This window comes from bacterium (assembly GCA_037131655.1).
GTDB lineage: Bacteria > Armatimonadota > Fimbriimonadia > Fimbriimonadales > JBAXQP01 > JBAXQP01.
In genome coordinates, this window is record JBAXQP010000007.1 from 1 (window position 1) to 22,285 (window position 22,285).

The window sequence follows — 22,285 nt, forward strand, 5'->3', positions numbered from 1 at the left end:
TCTTCGGTGGTTTATTCAAAAGAATAGCGAATACCGGCTCAATCGAGAAAACACTTTGTGTCTTGCTTGCTTATGATGTGATTATCGTCGGATTAGCTGTTATATGGCTCACTAAGTTTGCTGGTGGAAAAGGTATAAGCCTACGAGCGATTGGATGGCGGACTGATAACTTCTGGAAGGATGTTGCATGGGGTTGCGGAGGATATTTAGCGACAATACCTTTTCTAATCTTAGCTGTTATCATTGCGGCGTTTTTCGATAATGTGCTTCCTTCTAAAGCTAATCCTATTGGGGAAATTGCTGAAATGACGAGCACATTTAGTGGGCGTTTGTTGGTATTAGCAATGGCATCCGTATTTGCTCCTTTGGTGGAGGAAACGTTCTTCCGTGGAGTTTTATTCCCAGCGATATGGCGGCGTACGCGCCGGCTTTGGCTGGCAATATTTGCCTCAGCTTTATTCTTTGCTTTTGTTCATCCTCAATTCCTTTCAGGCGCGCTTGCCATTACAATAATAGGTTCATTCCTTGCGTTATTATACGCAGAACGCCGCTCGCTTATTCCAGGAGCAGTTATGCACGCCATCCATAACACCGTCCTGATGATTTTAATCTTCCTCTTATATTCAAGTTAAAAGGAAACCGCCGATAAAATCGGCGGTTTCTTCTTGGGATAGCGACCATAACTTTGCCTAAATCATCGACCTAAAACCCGAAACTTCATAGGTAAAATTCGTCTCCCTTTGAGGTAAGGACTGATAACTTGATTGGCCCCGGAACTTAATGTATCCTTACACTCTCGAAAGACGATCGGGTAATAGATGTGATTAAGAGCAAAGTCGGTAGCTTGGATTTGCCCGGCAATAGCGCCAGATGGGCAATGATGCATCTTGGAAATCTCCTTTAAATGGATACTTAAAAAACATAAAAAATAAACCTAACAAGTTTATTATACAGGCACGTTGGTGATTTGGCAAGAGCACAATTCTTCATTTTTACGAATACTAGTATTCCTACTAGTATTCGTTTTACTAAGTAGTAATTACCGTGTTGGCTCAGATAATAATTCGTCTAAAAATGCAGCGCTTTTCAAGTCATGACCAAGCAAGTGTCGCCAAAATGAACGAGTAATTCGAGCAATATTGCCGATTTGTAGGATTTCATCCGACGGCCTATCGGATCGAAGAAGGTCTCGTATTTCGGGCAAAGCCTCCAACGGGATACGAAGCGAGTCGCGAGTCTGTGCTCCGCATCGAGCGCAAAGCAACCCTCCGACTGATGGGCTGAAACCTGCCCATAGTCCTGTGGGGACCTTTTCGCATTGAGCGCAGACATCGACCATAGGTTCATAACCAAGATTGCCGATGAGGTGGAACTCACCCCATCGCAGCGCGATTTCAGGATTAGGGGAGTGCTCGAGTTGGGTCAATACAAACTCAGTGAGTTCGAATAGCGCCTCGTTAGGCTCGCCTTCATGGACAAGCGAGTCGAGAAGTTCACACCAATAGAGGGCGAACGATAAGCGTTTTAGGTCCGAGCGAAGTCCCAAATAGGAATGAATAGGAACTACTTGGGTGACAATATCGAATGTCCGACCGACTGCCAGTTGAAATTGGCTCATAGCCAATCCTTCGGTCAAGCTGGCCAGCTTTGCGCCAGGTTTACGGGCACTTCGTGCTATGACTTCAATTTTGCCTTTTTCTCGAGTGATAAGGGTGAGGATTTTATCGGCTTCAGCAAAGTCTTTGCGGCGTAAAACGATGCCGTTCAGAGTATATGTTGGCATTGCATTTCCTCGATTCTTGACTAAAGCTCCAAATCTTTACGGCTGCGGCTTATTTGGACTGAAGCTTTGTCAAGGATAACTTTCGCTGGCGGCAGTCGCTTTCCTACTTTAATTGTAACCGAAGATGCGGTCGTGAAGTGTTTAAATAACGCTTCGACAAGCCGATCGGCAAGACGCTCGAGTAGACGAAAACGTTCATTTGTTCCAATTTCAACCACTAAGCGCGCGACGTCCGAGTAGCTGATTGTATTGTGCAAATCATCAGTTGCGCCCGCATGCCTCAGGTTTGTCTCGATTTCCATATCGACCACAAACCGATGCCCGATCTTCTGCTCCTCATCGGAAACCCCATGAAAAGCATAAAACTCAATCCCCTCGAGAACGATTCGATCATTCATGTCTCTATTTTACTAGTTTTCCGTAATTGATTGTGATGTAGGTGGATAAAGAGATTCGGAAATCATGCTCTAAAGTAAAGTCCGTTTCCTTTCGATACGGTCAGAAGTGCTACAGGTTTGTCTTTGTAGGGGCGAAGCTTGCTGCGCCCTCCGGAGGGCAGAGCAAGCTCAGCCCCTACATTCAAAGACGATGACACTGATTATTAAAAAGGTAATTGTTATTATTCGTTCTGATAGACAGGCGTTTAATTGCGTAATAATACTCATGCGGTAATTTTGGATCATAAAAGCTTTCGCAAGTCATAGCAATAAGCTGAGTTCGGGTACGATAGGGAAATAATGGATAGATATAAATTAGTAATGGCTAGGTATCGGGCGCTTTGGGCGCTATTGGCAATTTTCATATTTACATCAGTCGTGCTTGCAGACGATCTGACTGATATACTAAATAAACATGTGCAGGCGATGGGGGGCATGGCTGCACTTGCTAAAGTTCAGACCATTATAATTCAAGGTAAAGCTGATGTCGGTGGCGTCGTTATGGACTTAGAAGAATACTATCAGGCTCCCGACAAACTTCGTCAGGATGAGACATTTGGTGGGCGCACTTCGATTTTATTGTACGACGGCAAACAAGCCTGGTCTCGGGATTCGAATGGAAAGGTAGTCCGTTTGACTGGCGAAGAAGCAAAGAGCACTCGTACCGAAATCTATGCTTTCGGACTGACCTATATCAGCAACCCATCCAATTGGAAATACATCAAGCATTTGGGTAATGAAATAAGTACCGGCCGGATTATGTTGGAATTCAATCCGCCGGATGGATCCGTTGCAACGTTATTCCTTGATCCTAAAACCTATCTGGCAACCGAAGTCCATCAAAAGCAAGATGGTGATACTATTCGTGTCACCCAGGAAGACTATCGCCAAGTCGATGGTATCCCCTTTGCCTACAAATATCACATCTCAAATGGAAGAACTCAATACGATCAGGTCATTAATGTCGATAAGATTGAATTAAATTCCCCTCTGGACACAAGCCTTTTTGTTAAGCCTGAAGCACAACTGGATTATAAATGGACTAGCGGGCAGAAGTTTGCCGTGTTACCAATCAAGTTCAATGGCAATCATCTATATGCTGCCATCAGTGTGAATGGGAATCCTGTTTACATGCTGGTCGATACTGGCGCCGGCTCATCCGTCATTAGCTCTAAACTTGCAAAGAAGTTGAAGCTGAATTCTGCAGGGAAGTTTGAAGTGAAAGGTGGAGGTGGTTCTTCTACTGGGGGGATTCTGAATGGTGTTAATTTTGAGATAAAGGGGCTGAAGCTGGAGAACCAGTCGGTTCTCGAGATGGAAGTGCCGATGTTGATGGACTTTGAGAAAGAACTAGGCGGTGTCCTCGGATATGATTTTTTAGGGCGTTTTGTGGTGAAGTTCGATTATATAAAGCAGGTCATCACTCTTTACGATCCCGATGCTTACAAGCCAGTCAAAGTGGGACATACAGTGTTCCTCGAATTGGATGGCAGAACTCCGATCATATCAGGATCGCTCGATGGGATGCCTTGCAAACTGCGGATCGATACTGGCTCAGATGGCACGGTCTCGTTCAGTGAGGCTTTTGTTGAAGCTAATAAGCTCAGAAAAAAGTATCCCTATTCAACCTCTTCGGCGGCGGTGGGAACTGGCGGGGCATTCTATGAGACTCTTCATCGGGTGAAGAAATTCAGCCTCGCCGGATACAATATGAATGATTTGCTAGCGACTTTTTCCGCTGATGAAAAAGGGTTTGAAAGTGATGGTGTTCAAGGCAATTTGGGCAACAGCATTATCAGCCAGTTCACGCTGATAATCGACTATCCGCACGAACAGGCCACTTTCATTCCGAATTCTAATTTTGGCAAAAGTGATGACGATGGCTATTTTCTTGGGATTTCTCTTTCTGAAAAAGCCAAGAAGATTGTGATCGATTTAGTTGAGCCTTACACTCCTGCTTTCAAAGCCGGTGTTAAGGTTGGAGATGTTCTGCTTTCTATAAATGGGGTAACCACTAAAAAGCGTTCTGTTGATAAAGTTCAAAAAATGATCGACCATGACAAACAAAAATCCTACACCCTCGTCATTAAGCGTAAAGGCAAGGTGTTAACCCTGAAAATGAAGTCAGCTAAGTATCTCGATAGTTCTATGTAGAGGAGGCTTTCTATGTTGCGTTTAAGAATGAAGTCGCTACTGCTTGTTGGTGTTTTATTACTGCCCATTTTGCAAGTAGGGGCAGCAGAGAAGTTGTTCCGATTTATTGCCTATGGCGATACGCGTGATGGGCACAAGGTTCATCAGGAAATCATTAATCAAATGATTCAACTACATCCCAAGTTCGTGATCAGTACGGGTGATTTAGTAAATGATGGCAGCGAGCCTGCTCTATGGACTAAGTTCGATAAGATCACTGGAGAACTGCGCAAGACAACGCCTTATTATGCTGCGTTGGGCAATCATGATATTGGTGGAGAAGGCTTTGCTACCCGAAAATTGCGGCCTAAGAATTCAGGGACAGAGATGTATTACTCCTTCGATGAGGGGAAATTACATTTCATATGTCTTGATACTCAACAGTCCATAAAGCCAGACAGTAAGCAGTACAAATGGCTGGAATCGGACCTTAAATCGGCGAAATCTCGCGGTAAATTCATAATTCCTTTCTTCCATGTAGCTGTTTACTCTGTAGGGGGTCACGGCAGTTCGTCTTCACTTCAAACCATATTGGTTCCGTTGTATAAAAAATATGGAGTGAAGCTATCCTTCCAGGGGCATGATCACATCTATTATCGAACGCTACGCGAAGGCACAACCTGGGTTGTGACCGGCGGCGGGGGCGCTCCGATTTATCCAATAGACATGACCAAAGCCATCCCCGGCGACATAGGCGCCACAGCCAATCACTTTTGTCAATGCGATGTGTACTCCGATAAAATAGTCGTCACCGTCTATACGCCAACTCTCAAGAAAATTGACGAATTCACGATCCCGTTCACGAATAAGACTGGGAAGTAGAGGTATGAGAACACGTTCAGGGTGATGTCACGTTCGGACGTTTAAAAATAGAATGCGGCGAGACGCTGACACTACGGGGATTTTTGAAAAATATGGTTTGCAGGTAAAGTAGAGGGTATGGAAGAGTATAAGGGTCGGCGAGTCGAAGTTGTGGTTTGGCTAATTTGGGGATGGGGGATGTTTGCGGCGGGCATCTTTGCGATGCTTTGGCAAGCAGGATTATTCCACCGGTATCTGCCACCTCTCGATTTGGGGCGGGGATGGTTGATCTTTCTTCCTGGTCTATTATGTCTTGCCTCTTGCCGAAAAATTGCACAAATGCGCGGTTGCTCTGTAACGGTTACCAATGAGGCACTAGAAATCACTCCCTATCGAGGTAAAACTTTTCGTATAGAACTTGGAGATCCTATAAAGATCGATCACCGCATGATGATTACTTATCTCCCCTACCTTAGCTTCACAATGCCCATTCCTGTGTTTGAAACTGTATTTCGCATCAGCCAGGGCAACAAAGAGTACTTTATTAACCTAGACCGTTGTGAAAATCCCAGAGAACGGGCTTATCAACTTTATAGAACCTTCGTAGTCCAGCAGACTCAATAATCTTATATAGCCTTAAACAGTCTTGTGCCTCCAAGGTATAGTATTAAACGCAAATCAGCTAAATCCAATTAAATTTATGAATACAATTAGAATTCGCGCGCATGCTAAAGTGAACTTGACGCTCGAAGCGCTTCAAAAGCGTTCGGATGGGTATCACGACATCGAAACAGTATTTCAGGCAATTAGCCTATCCGACCGCTTGACGTTTCGAGCGGTTGAGACTTCGGGAGTGGAACTTGTTTCTGAAGACCCAAAGATGCCTAAAGATCAATCGAATCTTATCGTTAAAGCTGCGAATGCTTACTTTGAGGCAAGTGGGATCAATCCTTTTGGAATAGAAGTTAATGTTGTCAAACGAATTCCAATGGAAGCGGGACTAGGGGGCGGTTCAAGTGATGCTGCGGCAACGCTACGGGCACTCAATATGATGGTGGATAAGCCGGTGGATCTTGAAAAGCTCGAGAAGATAGCTTCTACCCTTGGCGCTGATGTGGCCTATTTTCTTCGAGGAGGCACTGTTTTTGCATCAGGAATTGGCGATGATTTGAAAACTCTTTCTGACTTGACCCCGATGCCATTAGTCATTGCGAAACCGGATGAGGGAGTTTCGACTGCCTGGGCCTATGAAATGCTTGACAAAACCCCGAAATCTAATTCGCCAGGAGCTTCAAGAAAATTGGCAGAGGCAATAAATAATATTTCGGCTCTAAGCGATCTTGCGCCTTTGCTTTTTAATGATTTCGAATCGGTCGTGATGGCCGAAAAGCCTGCTATTCAGGCTGTTGCAGAGGCTTTAACAAAGGCAGGAGCTATTCGGACGTTGTTATGCGGCAGCGGATCAGCGGTTTTTGGGTTATTTGAAGTTCCTCATCAAGCTCGAAACACGGCTGCTGTGTTGAGTAAATCAGGCTTATGGGCCACTTACGCATTCACTGCGCCGGCTTTATATACACAAACGGCAGGAGAAGAATTGGAATGAGCGGATTGTCAGCGGTTATTCTTGCGGGAGGATCAACTTCTCCTGAATGGCGTGAGCAAAGTGGTGCGGAGAAGCGTGCTTTGGTTCCTTTTCACGACCGGCCAATTGTGAGCTGGGTTATCGATGCAGTTGTAGCGAGTGGATGTGTCGATACAATCATTGTCGTAGGCAATATTACCGATGACCCAAGAGTGAGATGTGTGCAGGAAGGGAAGTGCTTTCTCGATAGCGTGAAAAATGGAATGGCGGCAGTTACGGATGATTACTTCTTGCAAGTGACGGCTGATATTCCGTTCCTCACTTCTGATGGAGTAAAAGATTTCGTCGATCGTTCGTTGGCTCTAAAGGCTGATGTTTGTTATCCGATAATTTCTAGGTCAGTTTGCGAACAGCAGTTCCCCGATATTAAACGCACTTATGTTAAATTACAAGAAGGATTATTTACAGGCGGTAACCTTGGCTTAGTTAACCGAAGTTATATTGAAGCTCGCATGGGGTATTTGGAAAAAGCGTATGCCGCCAGAAAGAAACCTCTCAAGTTAGCTGCAATGATAGGCTTTGATACGCTTGCTCGATTTATATTAGGTCAGATCATCCCGAGTTTGTTTAGTATAGGATATGCCGAGCGTAAGGTCGGTCGGCTCATCGGCGGTAAATTGAAGGGTGTTATAACGGATTACGCTGAAATCGGGGCTGACATTGACACGCTTGAACACTGGCAACAATTCCAGAAGTTGCCATTTCCTGCGTTCCGAAAGTGACGATGAGGCGTCTGTAAAATAGCGGCCTTTACGAAATATCGGTACTTTTACATGTTTTTGAGCTAGCCAATTCTTTAAAGTTGTTTTAAGGGGGCTAGTGTGAGGTATTGTAAGAGCACTAACTTGCCGTTAGTTTCGCCTGCCCCGTCTGCTTAAACTTCGGGAACTGCGCGGGTAGTATAACCGTCTAAGAGGCTGCACAAGTAATTCGGTGATAAGGAGTCGTGGCTGATGGCAAATTTGGAGGTGAAGGGAGACTTGGACGACCATCTGAAAGAGAATGATCTGGAGGAATTGAAAAAGCTGCGTGAATTTGGCCAATCCCTCCAGGATAAGGTCTCCCAACTCGAAACAGCAAACAAGACGCTCCAGCAGCAGCTTCAATCGCTACAACAAGGCAAAGCTGAAGTCGGTGAGACGCCGACACCTATCAATGAATACGAATCGACGCTTCGCCGCCTTGTTCAACGCGTTGCGATGATTCTGCAGGCAGAAAAAGCGGTCTTTATGCTTTTTGATAGGGAAACAGGCGAGCTTGCTGCAATGCCTCCCGCCTATGGGGTAGATGAGGATGGAATTCGCGCTTTACGCGTAAGAGCAACAAGCGGTGTCTCCGGTCAAGTCTTCCGAGAAGGCGTACCGGTCATCGTCCACGATGCTGTCGGCGACGAAAGAACAGTCAAAGAAAACGTCGTCTATCTTGGCGTACGCAACCTCGTTGCCGTGCCGTTAGTAATAGAGAAGCGCGATGAAGATAATCGCCTTCTTGATAAACAAACAATTGGCGTTTTGCATGTCTTCAATAAGCGACATGGCGGTCAGTTCAACGACGAAGACGTTCGCCTATTAGAGCGCATGTCGCGCAACGCAGCTTCCATTATCGCCAATCTCCAAATCTTCCAGGAAGTCGTAAAAGAGAAGGAAGAGCTTGAGCATACGATTGATAGTCTCTATGCCGGATTGGTATTGATAAACGGCAACGGGCGTGTTGCTCAGATGAACCAATCGGCCCGTAATATCTTCCGAATCGGGCAAGAAGCGATTGGTAAGCTTTATAACGAAGCCTTTAATGATGAGCGGTTTGTTAAACTGATAGAGGATTCAACAAAGCAAGAGGCAGATTCACAAACCGAAATCACTGTTAATGCCGAAGACGGTCACGATCACATCTTTCAGGTGCAAAGCGCTTTAGTAAGAGGTGATCAGGATCGAGTAGTGGGCACTGTGGCGATTCTGAATGATATCACCGAGTTGCGTACTATTGAGCGAATGAAATCGGCATTCGTCGCAACGGTTTCTCACGAACTCCGAACTCCCCTTACCGCTATTAAGGGATTTGTCCAAACTTTATTGATGGATACAGATGGTTCATTCGATGAGACCTCTCGAAGAGAATTCTATGGGATTATTGATAGCGAATGCGACCGACTAACCCGCTTGATTAACGACCTTCTTAACATATCTAGAATTGAAGCCGGCGAAAGCTTGAAGCCGAATTACAAAGAGGTTAATGTTAGGCAGCTTGCTCAGAAAGTGCTTATGATCCAGAATCAAGCAACCCAAAAGCATGCGCTTAAGTTGGATGTACCTGAAGACTTCCCGTTAATTACAGCCGATGAAGATAAGCTGGATCAGGTACTTACTAACCTGATTAATAACTCGATTAAATACTCACCGAATGGCGGTCAGATTACGATTATAGGACGTGTTGAGGGTAACGATATTCTTCTGGCTGTCAAGGATGAGGGAATGGGACTGCCCAAAGACCAGTTGCCAAAGGTCTTTGAGAAGTTCCACCGAGTCGATAATAGGGACAATCGAAAGATCTACGGAACCGGCCTCGGCCTTTTCTTAGTCAAGCATTTGGTTGAAGTAGTTCATCAAGGCAAAATCTGGGCTGAGAGTGAAGGCGAAGGTAAGGGGTCTACTTTCACGATGCGCATCCCCAAGAAACTCGACCCATCAGAAGTAGATAACGATAGCGCAAGAGCCGTTTCAATGTAAGTTCTAAATAAAAAGGGCACGGCTATAGCCGTGCCCTTTTATTATATTTGTGCCTTAGCTTAACTTGTCCTTTGTCTAATCCCTGCTATTCTTTTGTCTCTTCGGGTTCGTTTGGTTCGGGGTGACATTCTATTTTTACTTTTTCTATGCGGCGGCCGTCTGTTTGAGTGACCGTGAACCTTGGGCCTTCATATTGTATTGATTCGCCTGCTTCAGGCTGGTGGCCTAAGTAGCCAAATACAAAACCACCGATAGTATCGAATTCTTCTGAGTCTAGACGAAGACCAAGGCGTTCGTTTATTTCATCCAGATGCATTCGACCATCCACAATGTAGACATTCTCGCAGACTGTTTGGAACATCTGCTGTTCTTCGTCGTATTCATCCATGATGTCGCCGACGAGTTCTTCCACCAGGTCCTCGATAGTGACTAATCCTGCTGTTCCACCGTATTCATCTCGAACGACGGCAATGTGATTGCGGTTAACGCGCATCTCGCGAAGCAGCGCGACTACCGACTTATTCTCGGGGATGAAGTACACTGGGCGCATAACTTCCTTAATAGTAAATAACGTTAGAGAGCCGTTTAGTTTCGCTAGCACGTCTTTAGCGTAGACAATTCCCACGACCTGATCGATTGTTTCTTCGAAGACCGGTATGCGCGAAAAACCGGTTTCAGCGATGAGACTGACAACATCTTTGGTGCTTTCAGTAATATCAACAGCTTTTATATCGGTTCGAGGGGTCATCACTTCACGGGCGATTGTATCAGTGAACTCAAATACCGATTTAATAATCTCGGTTTCTTCTTCTTCGAGTACCCCATGTTCTTCACTTGTTTCTACGATGACCTTTAATTCTTCTTCAGATATCACAGGAGCCGCGAAATGAGCATGACCGCCAAAACGACGTACGACTAAGTTACTGACGCCTGTGACCAGAACTACAAGTGGATGCATTAGACGAGCTAAGAAGTCCATAAAGGGGGCAACTCGCAGCGACCATATTTCCGGATGCTGCATGCCCAAGCTTTTTGGAACTACTTCACCAAAAGTAATCAAGAAGAAAATAGCGACCAGTGTGATGATTACGACTGAATATGGCTCGGGATTCGAAATATGAAGTAGGTTATAAATGGGCATTGCCCATAGAGTAAATGGGTGAGCAAACTGAGTTGCTGCTTCAACTGATGCAAAAGCGCTGGCAAACTCGACACCGATTTGGATCGTGGCAAGGTAGCGAGGCGGGTTACTGAGTAAGCGTTCGAGACGTTTGCTATTACGCCGGTCTTCCTCGATTAGCTGACGCACACGGCTTCGCCTGAGTGATACAAGTGAAGTTTCGGATATTGAGAAGAACGCTTTCACTAAAATCAGGGCAACGACTAAAATAAGTCTTCCCCAAGGAATCTCGCCATTAGATGTTCCTTCTGGCGCGTTTCCTTGTGCCCATATAAGGTTAGCTCCGAACCAAAGCAGAGCAATCGTTACCAGAAAGGTAAGCCATGATATATTTTGTTTCTTAGCCCGTTTTGCGGGCTTGGTACGTAAAGGGGGTTCAGGTATATCAGTGCTCACTGTCTTTTCCTGCCTTCTAGAATTGATCCAATCGTGAGGGAGCCATTAGGCTTTGTATCGTTTAACATAAAGTGGTATATCATCTTGTTATTGGTCCCGGAGAGGTAAAGAAATACATGAGTCCGGCGATCAGGATGCCCAACACCGCTCCAAAGGTTACTTCTTGGAGGGAGTGTATTCCTGCTTCGACTCGGCTCTGTGCAATTAATGCGGCCAAGATAACCGCTAATATCGCCGTCAAAAAAGTTGGGGAGATGACGATAATGGTAAACGCGAGGAAGAAGCCGACTGCGCTGTGCCCGCTAATCAAGCCACCCTTCCATATTGTCCCACGGCCCCCTAAAACTTTGCCGATTACCATGGTAATGAATATAATTACGCCACAAACGATGAGGGTTGTTGTCGTCCACCCCGCATCAGGTTTGCGGTTGAGCTTAATCGCCAGCAATTCAAGGTTGCGCTGTCTTAAAAATAGAATAGCCCCTACAATAATTGCATTCATCGTGGCTATCAAAACCGCGCCTGCAGCAATATCCTTGGCAAATTTAGCCTGTGGGCTATATTGCTGCGTGACCATATCCACCAACGCTTCTATGGCCGAGTTGATCATTTCCGTTACGAGCACCAGTGATATGGTGAATAACAGAATCAGCATCTGACTAGTATCGAGGCGGAAGATCAATCCTAGCACGAGCACTGCGATAACGGTGAAAAAATGAAATCGCATGTGCTTTTGTGTGCGGAAGACCCGCATAACACCTTCAAACGCATATTGAAAACTATCTATTGGTCTTTTCGTTCTCATATTATGATTCCGCTAGGGTCCCCCAATCATCTTCCATTTTATATCCTAGCTCTGCGGCTACGCTGCGAGCTTTAGCGATCATTTCGTCGTAGCCCTCTTCAGTTTCGTCATTATATCCTAATAGGTGAAGACAGCCATGCAAGGCAAGAAAGACGGTTTCTGCTACCAACTCAATTTCTCTTTGCTGCGCCTGACGCTCTGCAGTATCTATCGAGATCACAATATCTCCCAGCACATCGGGATCGTTGAACGGAAAGGACAGCACATCTGTTGGCACATCAAAACCCCGATAAGTGCGGTTCAACTCGCGAATAAACTCATCGTCGCTAAGGACGATGCTTACTTCCGCTGGAGATTTTTGTTCGTGTTGGAGTAGCAAGCGGATCGCTTTAGCGATGGACTGCGACGCTACCCGGCGGGCTGACCGATTGGAGATCATTATTTCGGTCCGCCTTTTGGGAACCGTCATTAGTTGTCACCTCAGGATAATCAATTCGCTGGTGGCGGGATGCAGTTAAAGTTTGCACGAATGCTTTTATAATTCGTTTCAAGTCGCCAAAGGTTAGATCGCACTCATCGAGTTGGTTATCAGTGCGGCGATCCTCTACCAATTGCGTGATAAAATGTTCGAGCCGAGAAGGCGAAGTGCGGTCAAGTGTTCGAGTAGCAGCTTCTATTGCATCGGATAACATTACCAACGCGGCTTCTTTCGATCTTGGCTGCGGGCCTGGGTAGCGGTAATGTTGTTCGAGCATCGGATCGTGCTCCTCGCATTCTGCTTTGGCCTGATAATAGAAATACGTAATCAAACTTGTCCCGTGATGCTGACCTATGGCATCTATTACCGGCTGTGGTAAATTGTGCTCAATTGCCATCTCCACGCCATCTCGCACATGGGCCGAAATAATAGTGGCTGAAAGGGAAGGAGAGAGGCGGTCATGGACATTTGAAATGCCTTGGTTTTCTATAAAGAAATCGGGTCGTTTGAGTTTGCCTATGTCATGGTAATAAGCGCACACACGAGCTAATAAGGGATTGGCTCCAATCGCTTGTGCTCCTGCTTCGGCAAGGTGGGCAACCATTACGCTGTGCTGATAGGTTCCCGGCGCTTGCGTGCAGAGTTCTCTCATTAACGGTTGTTCAGGAGAACAAAGCTCGAGCAATCCCCATTCTGTGACTAAATCAAAACTTCGATCAAGCGCTGCAACAACTAACCAGAACAATGCCACTGCGCCTACCGCAGAAACAGCGGCGAATCCAGATGACTTAGCGATTAGCAGCCACGGTTGTCCAGCGATGCTTCCCAAAGTAGCGGTGGCTCCGGCATAGCATAAAATAACAATTTCGCCTGCTTTGAGAAGGTCAGAGCGTTTCTTAAGCGGACAAACAGCATGAGCTCCCGCGACACCTGCTAACCATGCGGCCGTTACTACATCCAAGCTGCAGGCTCCAGTAAGAGCACAGCCAAACGCTAACACTGTGGCAAAGGAAGTGGCGGCGGTGGCATTCAGAAGTGCGCCGATAGTGAGCGCGCCAACAACGATAGGGGCTGCAGCTAAGGGAGCAAGGGTGAATTCAGCGGCTCGTTTTTCTAAGATAAATCGTACCAACTGAACTGAACTGACGCATAAAAACACAGAAATCCAGAGAAGAAGGGCTGCTTTGTGCTTTTGCCAAGGCATGAGGTGCCATTCGCGGCTGTGCATTCTAATCAAAAGAATGCCGGTTAAAGAAAGAACTAGTACTCCAGCCACGTTTTGAATCCGAAGTGGGTTTGGAGGAGGTATAAGAAATAGCGCAGTCAAAATGAGCGTCCCCAATAAGACCCACCAACCAGTTTTGGTAAGGCCGGTTATGCTTTGCTCAAATGACCGTTTAAGTCGTGAAAGGACGCGAGAGCGGCGACTAAGTCGCATAATATTCAACTCCTGCGGAGCTTGTCTGCCCTAACGCCCCTACACTAATTTCCATTAACGATAAATTCATCGTCGTTATAAAACTAAAGAAGCACCTAATTACTTGCCACTTTAGCGTCTTCGTCTGCGCGCTTTGCGTCGTTTACGATCGCTTGGTTTCTCGTAATGCGCGTGCTCTTTAAGTTCTCTTAATATTCCGCTCTGTTGCAATTGCCGGTTGAAACGCTTGAGAGCGCTATCGATTGACTCGTTCGGCTGAACTTGGACTTGGATCAATACTGCTAAGCCTCCTTAAGTTCGACAGAAGTAGCTACTGCCGCTGTGCATTCATCGCCTCAGGCGACATAACACAGTTCAGACAACGTTAAATTCTACCTGTGAGCGTTGAAAATGTCAACTCTAATACCTTTGGCGAGCTTACCTAATCACATTGTTATGATAAAAGAAGGATGTTTAGCCATCATTGCCGCAAAGTACAGGAACCTAAACTACTTTGTTAATTATTTATCGGTTGCCATGGCAGCATTTATCAGGGTAACGTCTCTTGTGTAGATTGGCAGGCAGATTTTAAGCACAAGAGCCAAGAATTAAATACAGCTCAACTTTAGAGGTCAACGTAATGAGTGAGGAACTGGAATCGCTTCGGAAAGAGATTGATGCTATTGATGAATCATTACTGAATCTTATGAATCAGCGTGCAGAAATCGCAAAGCAGATTGGCGCCGGTAAACCCGCGAATAATGCGCCTTTTTTCTCTCCAGAACGTGAGGAGACAATATATAAGCGTCTTTTAAAGATCAATAAGGGACCTTTGGAAGACAAGCAGGTCTCCGCAATCTTCCGCGAAATTATTTCGGCGGCGCGAACTCTTGAGAAAGCATTGGTTGTGGCTTTTTTGGGACCTGAAGGCACTTTTACTCATATGGCGAGTTTACAGCGGTTTGGTTCTTCGACTACATTTCTTCCCGTCGATACTATTACGGATACCTTTCAGGAAGTCGAGCGTTCGAATGCCGATTATGGGGTCGTGCCGGTTGAGAATTCGACAGCGGGGGTAGTGCCGGAGACACTTGATACATTCCCGCAATCGAATGTGCGTATTTGTGCAGAGCTTTACGTGCAAATCGCGCACCATTTGGCCTCGCATCAAAAGAGTTTAGACGACGTCAAGAAGATATACACCCACACCCAGCCTGCGCAGCAGTGTCGGCGATGGCTTCGGACTTATTTGCCGAATGCGGAGATTGTCGAGGTATCATCGACATCTAAAGCTGCTGAAATGGCGAATGATGATAAAATGGCTGCAGCGATTACCAATAGCTTAGCAGCGGAGCGGGTGGGGATACCGCTTTTAGTTGAGCACATCGAAGATAATCCGCACAACCGTACGCGTTTTTTGGTGATCGGATATAATGAGCCTCGATCGGTTGGCAAGGACAAAACCTCGCTTATGTTCACTTTACGCAATCAACCAGGCGAGCTTTATCGAGCGCTTGGCGCATTTCAGAATGCTGAGGTGAATTTGACAATGATTGAAAGTCGTCCGGCTCAGCGAAGTGGGTTCGAGTATGTCTTTTATGCCGATCTGCAGGGACATCGTTCGGATGGTAAAATGGGGGTCGCATTAAAAGATCTTGCCAAGTATGTGACTGATTTAACAATATTGGGAAGCTATCCGGAAGCGGAATAGTACCCTTAGGAGGAATTAATGGACGGATTTAATGGACTTGGGTTAGGATTAGGCAATTTATCGCGGTTATCTAAAGCTAAAACACGATCGATAAGTGCAGAGAACCCTACCGGTGAACCTGGAAAAGGGGCGATGGCGATAGAAGGAAGCGGCGCTCGATGTGCTCGTGACCTTGGGAAGGGTTGGAAAGTCAATCCTTGTATGCCGGTCAAAGCCGGCGAAACTTTTACGATGGCTGATATCGAAGGTCCCGGGGTCATTCAAAGCATATGGATAGGTGGGAATATCTCACGTAATTACATTCTTCGCTTCTATTGGGACGATCAGGAAGTTCCTTCGGTTGAAACACCGCTTGGTGATTTTTTTGGTTGCGGATGGGGACCTTGGGCGCAGATATCGTCATTGCCGGTAGCGCTAAATCCTAATCGCGGTCAAAATTGCTACTGGGAAATGCCTTTCCGAAAGCGCTGCCGAATTACATTGGAGAATCGCGGCCCAGATGAAATGGTTACTTTCTACCAGATCAATTATGCTTTGACTGAGGTTCCCGAAGATTGTGCTTATTTTCATGCGCAGTTCCGCAGAGTGAATCCGCTTCCCTATAAACAGCCTTATACGATACTGGACGGCATTAAGGGGCAGGGACATTATGTCGGCACGATTATGGCCTGGGGCGTCAATAATGTCGGATGGTGGGGTGAAGGAGAGATTAAGTTCTATATGGACAGCGATACCGAGTTCCCAACCATCTGCGGCACCGGAGTTGAAGACTATTTTGGTGGTTCCTATAACTGGGACGTCAATGGTAGCTATACAACCTTTACTACTCCTTTCTTAGGGATGTATCAGGTTATTAAACCCGATGGACTTTATCAATCCCAACAGCGCTTCGGTTTATATCGCTTCCATGTGATGGATCCTGTGCGTTTTGAGGATAAGTTAAAAGTTACCATTCAAGCCCTTGGGTGGCGTAGCGAAGGGCGTTATCTTGCCATGCAAGACGACATCGCTTCCGTCGCATTATGGTATCAGACCTTACCAACCGCTCCATTTCCGGAACTGCCGGATAAAGATTATTTGGAAGTTATTTAATCAAAAAGGGACGAGCCGATGGCTCGTCCCTTTTTGAGTTTTGCTGTCGAATGCAGTGCCAGGCTTACCTAGTTCTCCAGAGGGCACAGCAAGCTACGCCCCTACAAATATCACTTACGTCACCCTGAGAGTAGTCGAAGGGTCTTACGGAAGATGCCTCGACTTCGTTCGGAATGACGTAATGGAGGGGGCTATTTCGGCACAACCCGTCTCGTAATAACGCAAGCAATCCGCTCTGACTTCTCAGGAATATGTACTAATTTACGGTAACTTTTCCATGTCCCTCCAATTGGGGCCGATGGAAATATCGACAACTAAGGGGACATTTAGTGAGAAGCAGTTTTCCATGATGCGTCCTAGTTCGGGGGCAATTTGGCGGACTTCGTTATCGGGGCTTTCGAATAGGAGTTCGTCATGCACCTGTAGGAGGACGCGCGTGCTCTTGTCTTTGAGGTATTTGGCGATATGGATCATTGCCCGCTTCATGATATCGGCGGCGGTACCTTGGAAAGGCGCATTAGTGGCGGCTCGTTCGGCAGCTTGACGTTCGAGGTGGTTTGCCGAGTGTAATTCAGGGAAATATCTTCTTCGTCCTGATAAGGTGGTCGTATAGCCGACTTCTCGCGCTTGCTTTACCAATTTGTCCAAATAGGCTTTAACTTGAGGGAAGCGATTGAAGTAGGAGACGATAATCTGATGCGCTTCCGGTATAGGAATTCGAAGCTGCTGTGATAAGCCGTAATCGCTCATGCCGTATAAAACGGCAAAGTTAACGGTTTTGGCTGCGCGTCGTTGATCGTTGGTGACTTGTTCGGTGGGAATACCAAAAAGAATGGCGGCAGTGGCTTTATGGATGTCCAGGCCGGCTTCAAAAGCTTGCATCAGCGCGCTATCACCCGTTGCGTGGGCGAGAACTCTTAATTCAATCTGGGAGTAGTCGATCGCAAGCAGTTGATATCCCTTCTCAGCCACAAAAGCGCGTCGGATTTCGCGGCCGATTTCGCTCTTAATGGGAATATTCTGCAGGTTCGGATCCTGGCTGGATAGGCGGCCGGTGCTTGCTACTGTTAGGTTGTAGGTGGTGTGAACTCGGCCATCTGCACGAATAAGTTTAGGCAAAGTATCCGCATAAGTGCTCTTGATCTTCGATAGCTCGCGCCATTCGATTATCTTCTCAGCAATCGGGTGAAGCAATGCGAGGTTTTGAAGGAGACCAGCGTTGGTTGTAAATGCTCCTGACTTAGTTCGTTTGCCGCCCGGAAGGCCCATCTCGGCAAAGAGAACTTCCCCCAATTGTTTTGGCGAACCGATATTGAATGGATGCTTGGCCAATGCATAGATTTCAGATGCAACTTCTTCGATGCGCAGGTTCAATCGTTCCGATAATTCGCCAAGATAATCGGCATCCACTTTAACCCCTAGCTGTTCCATTCGAGCGAGAATAGGGATGAGCGGGATTTCAATCTCATCCAAGACTTTCCTCGTCCCTTCTTTATCGAGTTTAGCGAGCATGGGTTCGCGTAATTGATGGATAGCGGCGGCGATATGCGCTGCGCGATTTTCAGGATCAGTGATCGGCGGCAAGTGGGCATTGAGATAATCTTCAACAAGGCTGTCTATCGAATAACTAGATCGAGCGGAGTCCAGCAAATAAGCCGCAATCATCGAATCGAACATAAGCCCTTGTGGATGTATCTCATGTTCATATAGCCGTAGCCACTGATGTTTTACATCATGGGCAATTTTCGGTAAATTCGGGTTTTCAATCGCATTTTGGACAGCTTGAGGAGGGAAGAGATCGAACGATATCCAGGAAGCTGTAAGTCCTGAAGTTGCCAGCGCTATCCCATTTTCGAGCGTTACGATGGCAAGCGATTTGGCAGTATTAATTTCCTTGACGATTGTCTTGGCATCACTGTTAATGTTTACCTGCACGGGTAAAAGTTCAGTGGTCGGTTTTGCAGCTTCAGGCTTTGACGTGCCTAATTCAGCAAATACGGTCGGTAAGCGGCGGATAACAGATCGGAATTCAATATCCTCGAGGAAGGCTGTTGCTTTTGCTAAAGTCTGATCCGATGGCCGATATTGCGTAGGTTCGAAGTCAATTGGTACGTCAGTAATGATCGTTGATAGCATAAGGCACTGTCTGATCTGATCGGTATTGTCTTTGATTTTGTGACGAAGCTTTTCATCTGCAATCTCATCCGAGCGTTCAATCAGGTTTTCGACAGTATCGAATTGGAGGAGGAGTTTGACAGCGGTTTTTTCGCCAACGCCGGGAACACCTGGAATGTTATCAGAAGGATCTCCGCGAAGCGCTTTGAAATCTGCAACCTGATCCGGTCTTAACCCCATTCGTTCGATTACTGCTGGTGCATCATATCGGTGGATATCTGTGACTCCGCGAATGGTTGCGATGACCGTTATCCCATCACGCACTAATTGAAGCGCATCGAGGTCGCCGGTTACGATAAGCACATCGTAACCTTCTTTTTGAGCTTTCAAGGCGATAGTGCCGACAAGATCGTCTGCTTCATAGCCTGCCAGTTGAATATCAGGAACATCCAGGGCATGGATAAGATCTTTGGCAATTGGGATTTGCTGCTGAAGTTCAGGGGCGGTTTCTTTGCGATGGGCTTTATAGTCAGCAAATTCCGCATGGCGAAACGTTTTAGCCGGAGAATCAAAGGCAACTACAATCCCGTCTGGGCGTTCGGTTGAGAGCAGGTTAAGGAGCATATTGACGAAACCGAAAAGCGCATTGGTTGGCCGCCCATCGGTTGTACTCAAAAATCGCGTGCCAAAAAAAGCTCGGTACAATAAACTGTGGCCGTCAATAACAATGAACTTAGGAGCGGTTGACAAATGGTCCACTATTAGATATACTCCCTATGCACTAGCCGAAGTGGCGGAACGGTAGACGCGGCGGTCTCAAAAACCGTTGGGGGAAACCTCGTGCGGGTTCGATTCCCGCCTTCGGCATAATCTTGCAATATTTCTACCACGATAATAGCACCTGGCGATCTCTAATTGCCAGGTGCTATTACTTGTCTCAGCTTCAAATTGAGGAGTGATTCTAGCGATATCTGTCCCCGAAATGGGTGAAGAAATCGTCACAATATTCCAACCGACCCGATAGGCCTTAGTGGATAAATCGGTGTCCAAACTGGTAGATTATTGGACGGATGGACTATTCAAAAGTGGTATTTGAAACGGAAATTAATGAGGCTGCAGAGGTTCTGCGCCGGGGTGGATTGGTGGCGTTCCCGACTGAGACTGTTTACGGTCTCGGTGCGGATGCTAGTAACCTAAAGGCGCTTGCTCGAATGTTCGCTGCCAAAGGCCGCCCAACGAGCCATCCGGTTATCGTTCACTTAGCGGAGGTTATGATGCTTCCGGAGTGGGCAAGCGAAATCCCTTCAGCAGCCGTCCGATTGGCCGAGCGATTTTGGCCAGGCCCGATGACTCTCATTCTGCCAAGAGCGCAGGGTGTGCTTGATGCTGTAACTGGAGGTCAGGATACGGTGGGGCTTCGAGTTCCCAATCATCCGGTTGCGCTGGGCTTATTGAAGGCATTTGGGGGTGGGGTCGCTGCTCCATCAGCCAATCGTTTTGGAAGGCTTAGCCCCACATCGGCTGAGCATGTTAGGATGGATTTAGGAATTCTAGTAGATATGATTCTAGATGGCGGCGCATGCACGGTTGGGGTCGAATCGACAATATTGGATTTAAGTAGGGAACACCCGGTACTTCTTCGTCCAGGCGCCATTACGATTGAGATGCTGACGGAAGTTCTTGGAGAACCCCCCTTAACAAAAGAAGCCTTTTCGACAAGAGCACCCGGCACATTGAAAATCCATTACGCGCCAAAAACCCCATTAAAAGTGGTTAATTCCGAGGAATTGATGTCGTTCGTCGAGAGCCTATTATCAAACGGTAAGCATGTAGCTGTCATGGCGCGAAGGCCATTGCCGGAGGCAAATCCTAACTTGCATTGGCTTATTGCTCCTAGCGATGCTAAGAATTATGCTCACGATTTATACGCCAACCTTCGCTTTTTGGATTTATTAGGCACTGATCGAATTATTGTAGAAGAAGTTTCTACCGATGTAGATTGGCAAGCCATCCAAGACCGCCTCCAACGCGCTGAGGGGAATGGGTGAGGGGATCGAGGCAAGAAGCAAGATGTGTTATTCATAGCCAAAGGCGTGGAATCTGTCTGGAAGATAGTACGTTGCATTCAGTAAGGCTAGGAGGGGGTTGCTTCGGCACATGCATCCTCGCAATGACACTGAACTGAATTATTGATGCTTCGGTAGCAGAGCAAAGCGGCGCTACCGGAGCTTGCCGGACTAGATGAGTAAGATTAGGATAGTGACTTTCTGAAGATACAAAAGGAGATAATAATGGATAAATTTTTGGTTGGGATAGTTATGGGGAGTGATAGTGATTGGGATGTGATGCAGCATGCGGCACGGCAGTTGAAAGAGTTTGGCGTCGCTTTTGAAGCCAAAGTGCTGTCGGCGCATCGGACGCCGGATGCGGCTTTGGCTTATGCCGAGACGGCGCGTGAGAGGGGATTGGCTTGCATCATCGCAGGAGCTGGCGGGGCGGCTCATCTGGCGGGGGTTATGGCTGCCAAGACAACTCTGCCGGTGCTTGGTGTTCCAATGCCCTCGAAATATCTTAAAGGCATGGATTCCTTGCTTTCAATCGTGCAGATGCCAAAAGGGATACCTGTGGCGACCTTTGCGATTGGGGAAGGGGGAGCGGCTAACGCGGCGCTCTTTGCAATTGCTATTTTGGCCGTCAATGACCAGGCGTTGATGGAGAAGTTGGCGGCTTTTCGTAAGTCCCAAGAGCAAGCGGTACTTAGCAAATCCTTGCCTGAAGTGAAGTAAGCTCGATAATCTTTACGTGTGGTAGAATAGTTTGAAATCTAACCTCATCTAGGATGAATATTATGCCGGATAACCTTCGTAGCAGATTAACTACCCATGGGATTCAGCGGTCACCCAATCGTGCAATGTTGCGTGCAGTTGGATTTGGTGACGATGACTTCGAAAAGCCAATCGTCGGCATCGCGAATTCCTATAGCAATTTGACCCCATGCAATGTGGGCATAAATGATTTAGCCTTGCGTGCGGAATCGGCGCTAAAGGCTGCAGGCGCTATGCCGCAGGTCTTTGGCACCATCACTATCGCTGACGGTATCTCGATGGGAACTGAGGGCATGAAGTATTCCTTGGTATCGCGAGAGGTTATTGCTGATTCTATAGAGACCGTTTGTGATGGTCAGTGCATGGATGCGGTACTCGCTTTTGGCGGTTGTGACAAGAATATGCCCGGCGCGATAATAGCGATGGCTAGACTGAATATACCGGCGATTTTCGTGTATGGCGGAACGATTAAGCCAGGCAGTTATAAAGGCCGTGATCTTACTATCGTGAGTGTTTTTGAGGCAGTCGGTGAGTTCAGTGCGGGGAAGATTAGCAAGGAAGAACTGCTTGAAGTCGAGCGGCACGCATGCCCTGGACCTGGAGCATGCGGCGGGATGTATACTGCCAACACGATGTCTTCAGCGATTGAAGCGATGGGACTAAGCCTGATGCACTCTTCGACTA

General features: G+C 46.8%; 20 protein-coding genes and 1 tRNA gene. 13 read left to right on the forward strand and 8 right to left on the reverse strand.

The window, feature by feature from the left end; translation table 11 throughout:
• Positions 1-632 (forward strand): CPBP family intramembrane glutamic endopeptidase (locus WCO51_00790; protein ID MEI6511797.1); only part of this gene is annotated, 632 nt, incomplete at its 5' end.
• A 407-nt stretch (positions 633-1,039) separates the two neighbouring features.
• Here WCO51_00790 and recO read toward each other — a convergent pair.
• On the reverse strand, positions 1,040-1,783 hold the full coding sequence (gene recO, locus WCO51_00795; GenBank protein ID MEI6511798.1) for a DNA repair protein RecO: 744 nt from the start codon (positions 1,781-1,783) through the stop codon (positions 1,040-1,042).
• 20 nt (positions 1,784-1,803) lie between these two features.
• The gene (gene folB / locus WCO51_00800) at positions 1,804-2,181 is read right to left on the reverse strand and encodes a dihydroneopterin aldolase (GenBank protein MEI6511799.1); all 378 of its coding nucleotides are present in this window, start codon (positions 2,179-2,181) and stop codon (positions 1,804-1,806) included.
• A 339-nt stretch (positions 2,182-2,520) separates the two neighbouring features.
• Between folB and WCO51_00805 the strand changes: the two genes are divergently transcribed.
• The 6 genes from WCO51_00805 (at position 2,521) to WCO51_00830 (ending at position 9,582) form a co-directional block, all read left to right on the forward strand.
• Positions 2,521-4,374 carry an aspartyl protease family protein gene (locus WCO51_00805; protein ID MEI6511800.1) on the forward strand — a complete coding sequence of 618 codons (1,854 nt, stop codon included), beginning with the start codon at positions 2,521-2,523 and terminating at the stop codon, positions 4,372-4,374.
• Between the two features lie 12 nt (positions 4,375-4,386).
• Complete coding sequence (locus tag WCO51_00810; protein MEI6511801.1) at positions 4,387-5,235, forward strand: metallophosphoesterase; 849 nt, start codon at positions 4,387-4,389, stop codon at positions 5,233-5,235.
• Between the two features lie 117 nt (positions 5,236-5,352).
• A complete protein-coding gene (locus tag WCO51_00815; protein ID MEI6511802.1) occupies positions 5,353-5,838 on the forward strand; it encodes a hypothetical protein in 486 nt (161 codons plus the stop codon).
• 76 nt (positions 5,839-5,914) lie between these two features.
• Positions 5,915-6,817 carry a 4-(cytidine 5'-diphospho)-2-C-methyl-D-erythritol kinase gene (gene ispE / locus WCO51_00820; protein MEI6511803.1) on the forward strand — a complete coding sequence of 301 codons (903 nt, stop codon included), beginning with the start codon at positions 5,915-5,917 and terminating at the stop codon, positions 6,815-6,817.
• Complete coding sequence (locus WCO51_00825) at positions 6,814-7,578, forward strand: nucleotidyltransferase family protein (GenBank protein ID MEI6511804.1); 765 nt, start codon at positions 6,814-6,816, stop codon at positions 7,576-7,578. The genes ispE and WCO51_00825 overlap by 4 nt, the downstream gene beginning before the upstream one ends.
• A gap of 231 nt (positions 7,579-7,809) precedes the next feature.
• Positions 7,810-9,582, forward strand: coding sequence for an ATP-binding protein (locus tag WCO51_00830; GenBank protein ID MEI6511805.1), 1,773 nt, complete (start codon positions 7,810-7,812; stop codon positions 9,580-9,582).
• 85 nt (positions 9,583-9,667) lie between these two features.
• Here the strand turns inward: WCO51_00830 and WCO51_00835 are convergent, their stop codons facing one another.
• The 5 genes from WCO51_00835 to rpsU all read right to left on the reverse strand — a co-directional run bounded on the left by WCO51_00835 (position 9,668) and on the right by rpsU (position 14,155).
• Positions 9,668-11,158, reverse strand: coding sequence for a hemolysin family protein (locus tag WCO51_00835; protein ID MEI6511806.1), 1,491 nt, complete (start codon positions 11,156-11,158; stop codon positions 9,668-9,670).
• Between the two features lie 79 nt (positions 11,159-11,237).
• On the reverse strand, positions 11,238-11,963 hold the full coding sequence (locus WCO51_00840; protein ID MEI6511807.1) for a diacylglycerol kinase: 726 nt from the start codon (positions 11,961-11,963) through the stop codon (positions 11,238-11,240).
• A gap of 1 nt (position 11,964) precedes the next feature.
• Entirely contained in the window at positions 11,965-12,402 is a 438-nt protein-coding gene (gene ybeY / locus WCO51_00845; GenBank protein ID MEI6511808.1) for an rRNA maturation RNase YbeY, read from the reverse strand.
• On the reverse strand, positions 12,353-13,879 hold the full coding sequence (locus WCO51_00850) for an HDIG domain-containing metalloprotein (GenBank protein ID MEI6511809.1): 1,527 nt from the start codon (positions 13,877-13,879) through the stop codon (positions 12,353-12,355). Before WCO51_00850 ends, ybeY begins: the two co-directional genes overlap by 50 nt.
• Before the next feature lie 111 nt (positions 13,880-13,990).
• A complete protein-coding gene (gene rpsU / locus WCO51_00855) occupies positions 13,991-14,155 on the reverse strand; it encodes a 30S ribosomal protein S21 (GenBank protein MEI6511810.1) in 165 nt (54 codons plus the stop codon).
• A 343-nt stretch (positions 14,156-14,498) separates the two neighbouring features.
• Here rpsU and pheA point away from each other — a divergent pair, with 343 nt between their 5' ends.
• A complete protein-coding gene (gene pheA, locus WCO51_00860) occupies positions 14,499-15,569 on the forward strand; it encodes a prephenate dehydratase (GenBank protein ID MEI6511811.1) in 1,071 nt (356 codons plus the stop codon).
• A gap of 18 nt (positions 15,570-15,587) precedes the next feature.
• On the forward strand, positions 15,588-16,661 hold the full coding sequence (locus WCO51_00865) for a glycoside hydrolase family 172 protein (protein ID MEI6511812.1): 1,074 nt from the start codon (positions 15,588-15,590) through the stop codon (positions 16,659-16,661).
• A gap of 261 nt (positions 16,662-16,922) precedes the next feature.
• On the opposite strand, the gene polA is transcribed toward WCO51_00865, so the two are convergent.
• Positions 16,923-19,535, reverse strand: a complete 2,613-nt coding sequence (gene polA, locus WCO51_00870; protein MEI6511813.1) for a DNA polymerase I — start codon at positions 19,533-19,535, stop codon at positions 16,923-16,925.
• Positions 19,536-19,560: 25 nt separating this feature from the next.
• On the opposite strand from polA, the gene WCO51_00875 reads away from it, so the two are divergent.
• The 4 genes from WCO51_00875 to WCO51_00890 all read left to right on the forward strand — a co-directional run.
• A tRNA-Leu gene (locus tag WCO51_00875) sits at positions 19,561-19,643 on the forward strand.
• A gap of 203 nt (positions 19,644-19,846) precedes the next feature.
• Complete coding sequence (locus WCO51_00880; protein MEI6511814.1) at positions 19,847-20,824, forward strand: L-threonylcarbamoyladenylate synthase; 978 nt, start codon at positions 19,847-19,849, stop codon at positions 20,822-20,824.
• A 243-nt stretch (positions 20,825-21,067) separates the two neighbouring features.
• The gene (gene purE / locus WCO51_00885; protein MEI6511815.1) at positions 21,068-21,562 is read left to right on the forward strand and encodes a 5-(carboxyamino)imidazole ribonucleotide mutase; all 495 of its coding nucleotides are present in this window, start codon (positions 21,068-21,070) and stop codon (positions 21,560-21,562) included.
• Between the two features lie 62 nt (positions 21,563-21,624).
• A partial coding sequence (locus WCO51_00890; GenBank protein ID MEI6511816.1) for a dihydroxy-acid dehydratase occupies positions 21,625-22,285 on the forward strand: 661 nt, incomplete at its 3' end.

Excerpts from the sequence above, each read along its gene's own strand:
- recO (MEI6511798.1), bottom strand. The coding sequence starts at position 1,783 with ATGCCAACATATACTCTGAACGGCATCGTTTTACGCCGCAAAGACTTT.
- folB (MEI6511799.1), bottom strand. The coding sequence starts at position 2,181 with ATGAATGATCGAATCGTTCTCGAGGGGATTGAGTTTTATGCTTTTCAT.
- WCO51_00805 (MEI6511800.1), top strand. The coding sequence starts at position 2,521 with ATGGATAGATATAAATTAGTAATGGCTAGGTATCGGGCGCTTTGGGCG.
- WCO51_00810 (MEI6511801.1), top strand. The coding sequence starts at position 4,387 with ATGTTGCGTTTAAGAATGAAGTCGCTACTGCTTGTTGGTGTTTTATTA.
- WCO51_00815 (MEI6511802.1), top strand. The coding sequence starts at position 5,353 with ATGGAAGAGTATAAGGGTCGGCGAGTCGAAGTTGTGGTTTGGCTAATT.
- ispE (MEI6511803.1), top strand. The coding sequence starts at position 5,915 with ATGAATACAATTAGAATTCGCGCGCATGCTAAAGTGAACTTGACGCTC.
- WCO51_00825 (MEI6511804.1), top strand. The coding sequence starts at position 6,814 with ATGAGCGGATTGTCAGCGGTTATTCTTGCGGGAGGATCAACTTCTCCT.
- WCO51_00830 (MEI6511805.1), top strand. The coding sequence starts at position 7,810 with ATGGCAAATTTGGAGGTGAAGGGAGACTTGGACGACCATCTGAAAGAG.
- WCO51_00840 (MEI6511807.1), bottom strand. The coding sequence starts at position 11,963 with ATGAGAACGAAAAGACCAATAGATAGTTTTCAATATGCGTTTGAAGGT.
- ybeY (MEI6511808.1), bottom strand. The coding sequence starts at position 12,402 with ATGATCTCCAATCGGTCAGCCCGCCGGGTAGCGTCGCAGTCCATCGCT.
- WCO51_00850 (MEI6511809.1), bottom strand. The coding sequence starts at position 13,879 with ATGCGACTTAGTCGCCGCTCTCGCGTCCTTTCACGACTTAAACGGTCA.
- pheA (MEI6511811.1), top strand. The coding sequence starts at position 14,499 with ATGAGTGAGGAACTGGAATCGCTTCGGAAAGAGATTGATGCTATTGAT.
- WCO51_00865 (MEI6511812.1), top strand. The coding sequence starts at position 15,588 with ATGGACGGATTTAATGGACTTGGGTTAGGATTAGGCAATTTATCGCGG.
- WCO51_00880 (MEI6511814.1), top strand. The coding sequence starts at position 19,847 with ATGGACTATTCAAAAGTGGTATTTGAAACGGAAATTAATGAGGCTGCA.
- purE (MEI6511815.1), top strand. The coding sequence starts at position 21,068 with ATGGATAAATTTTTGGTTGGGATAGTTATGGGGAGTGATAGTGATTGG.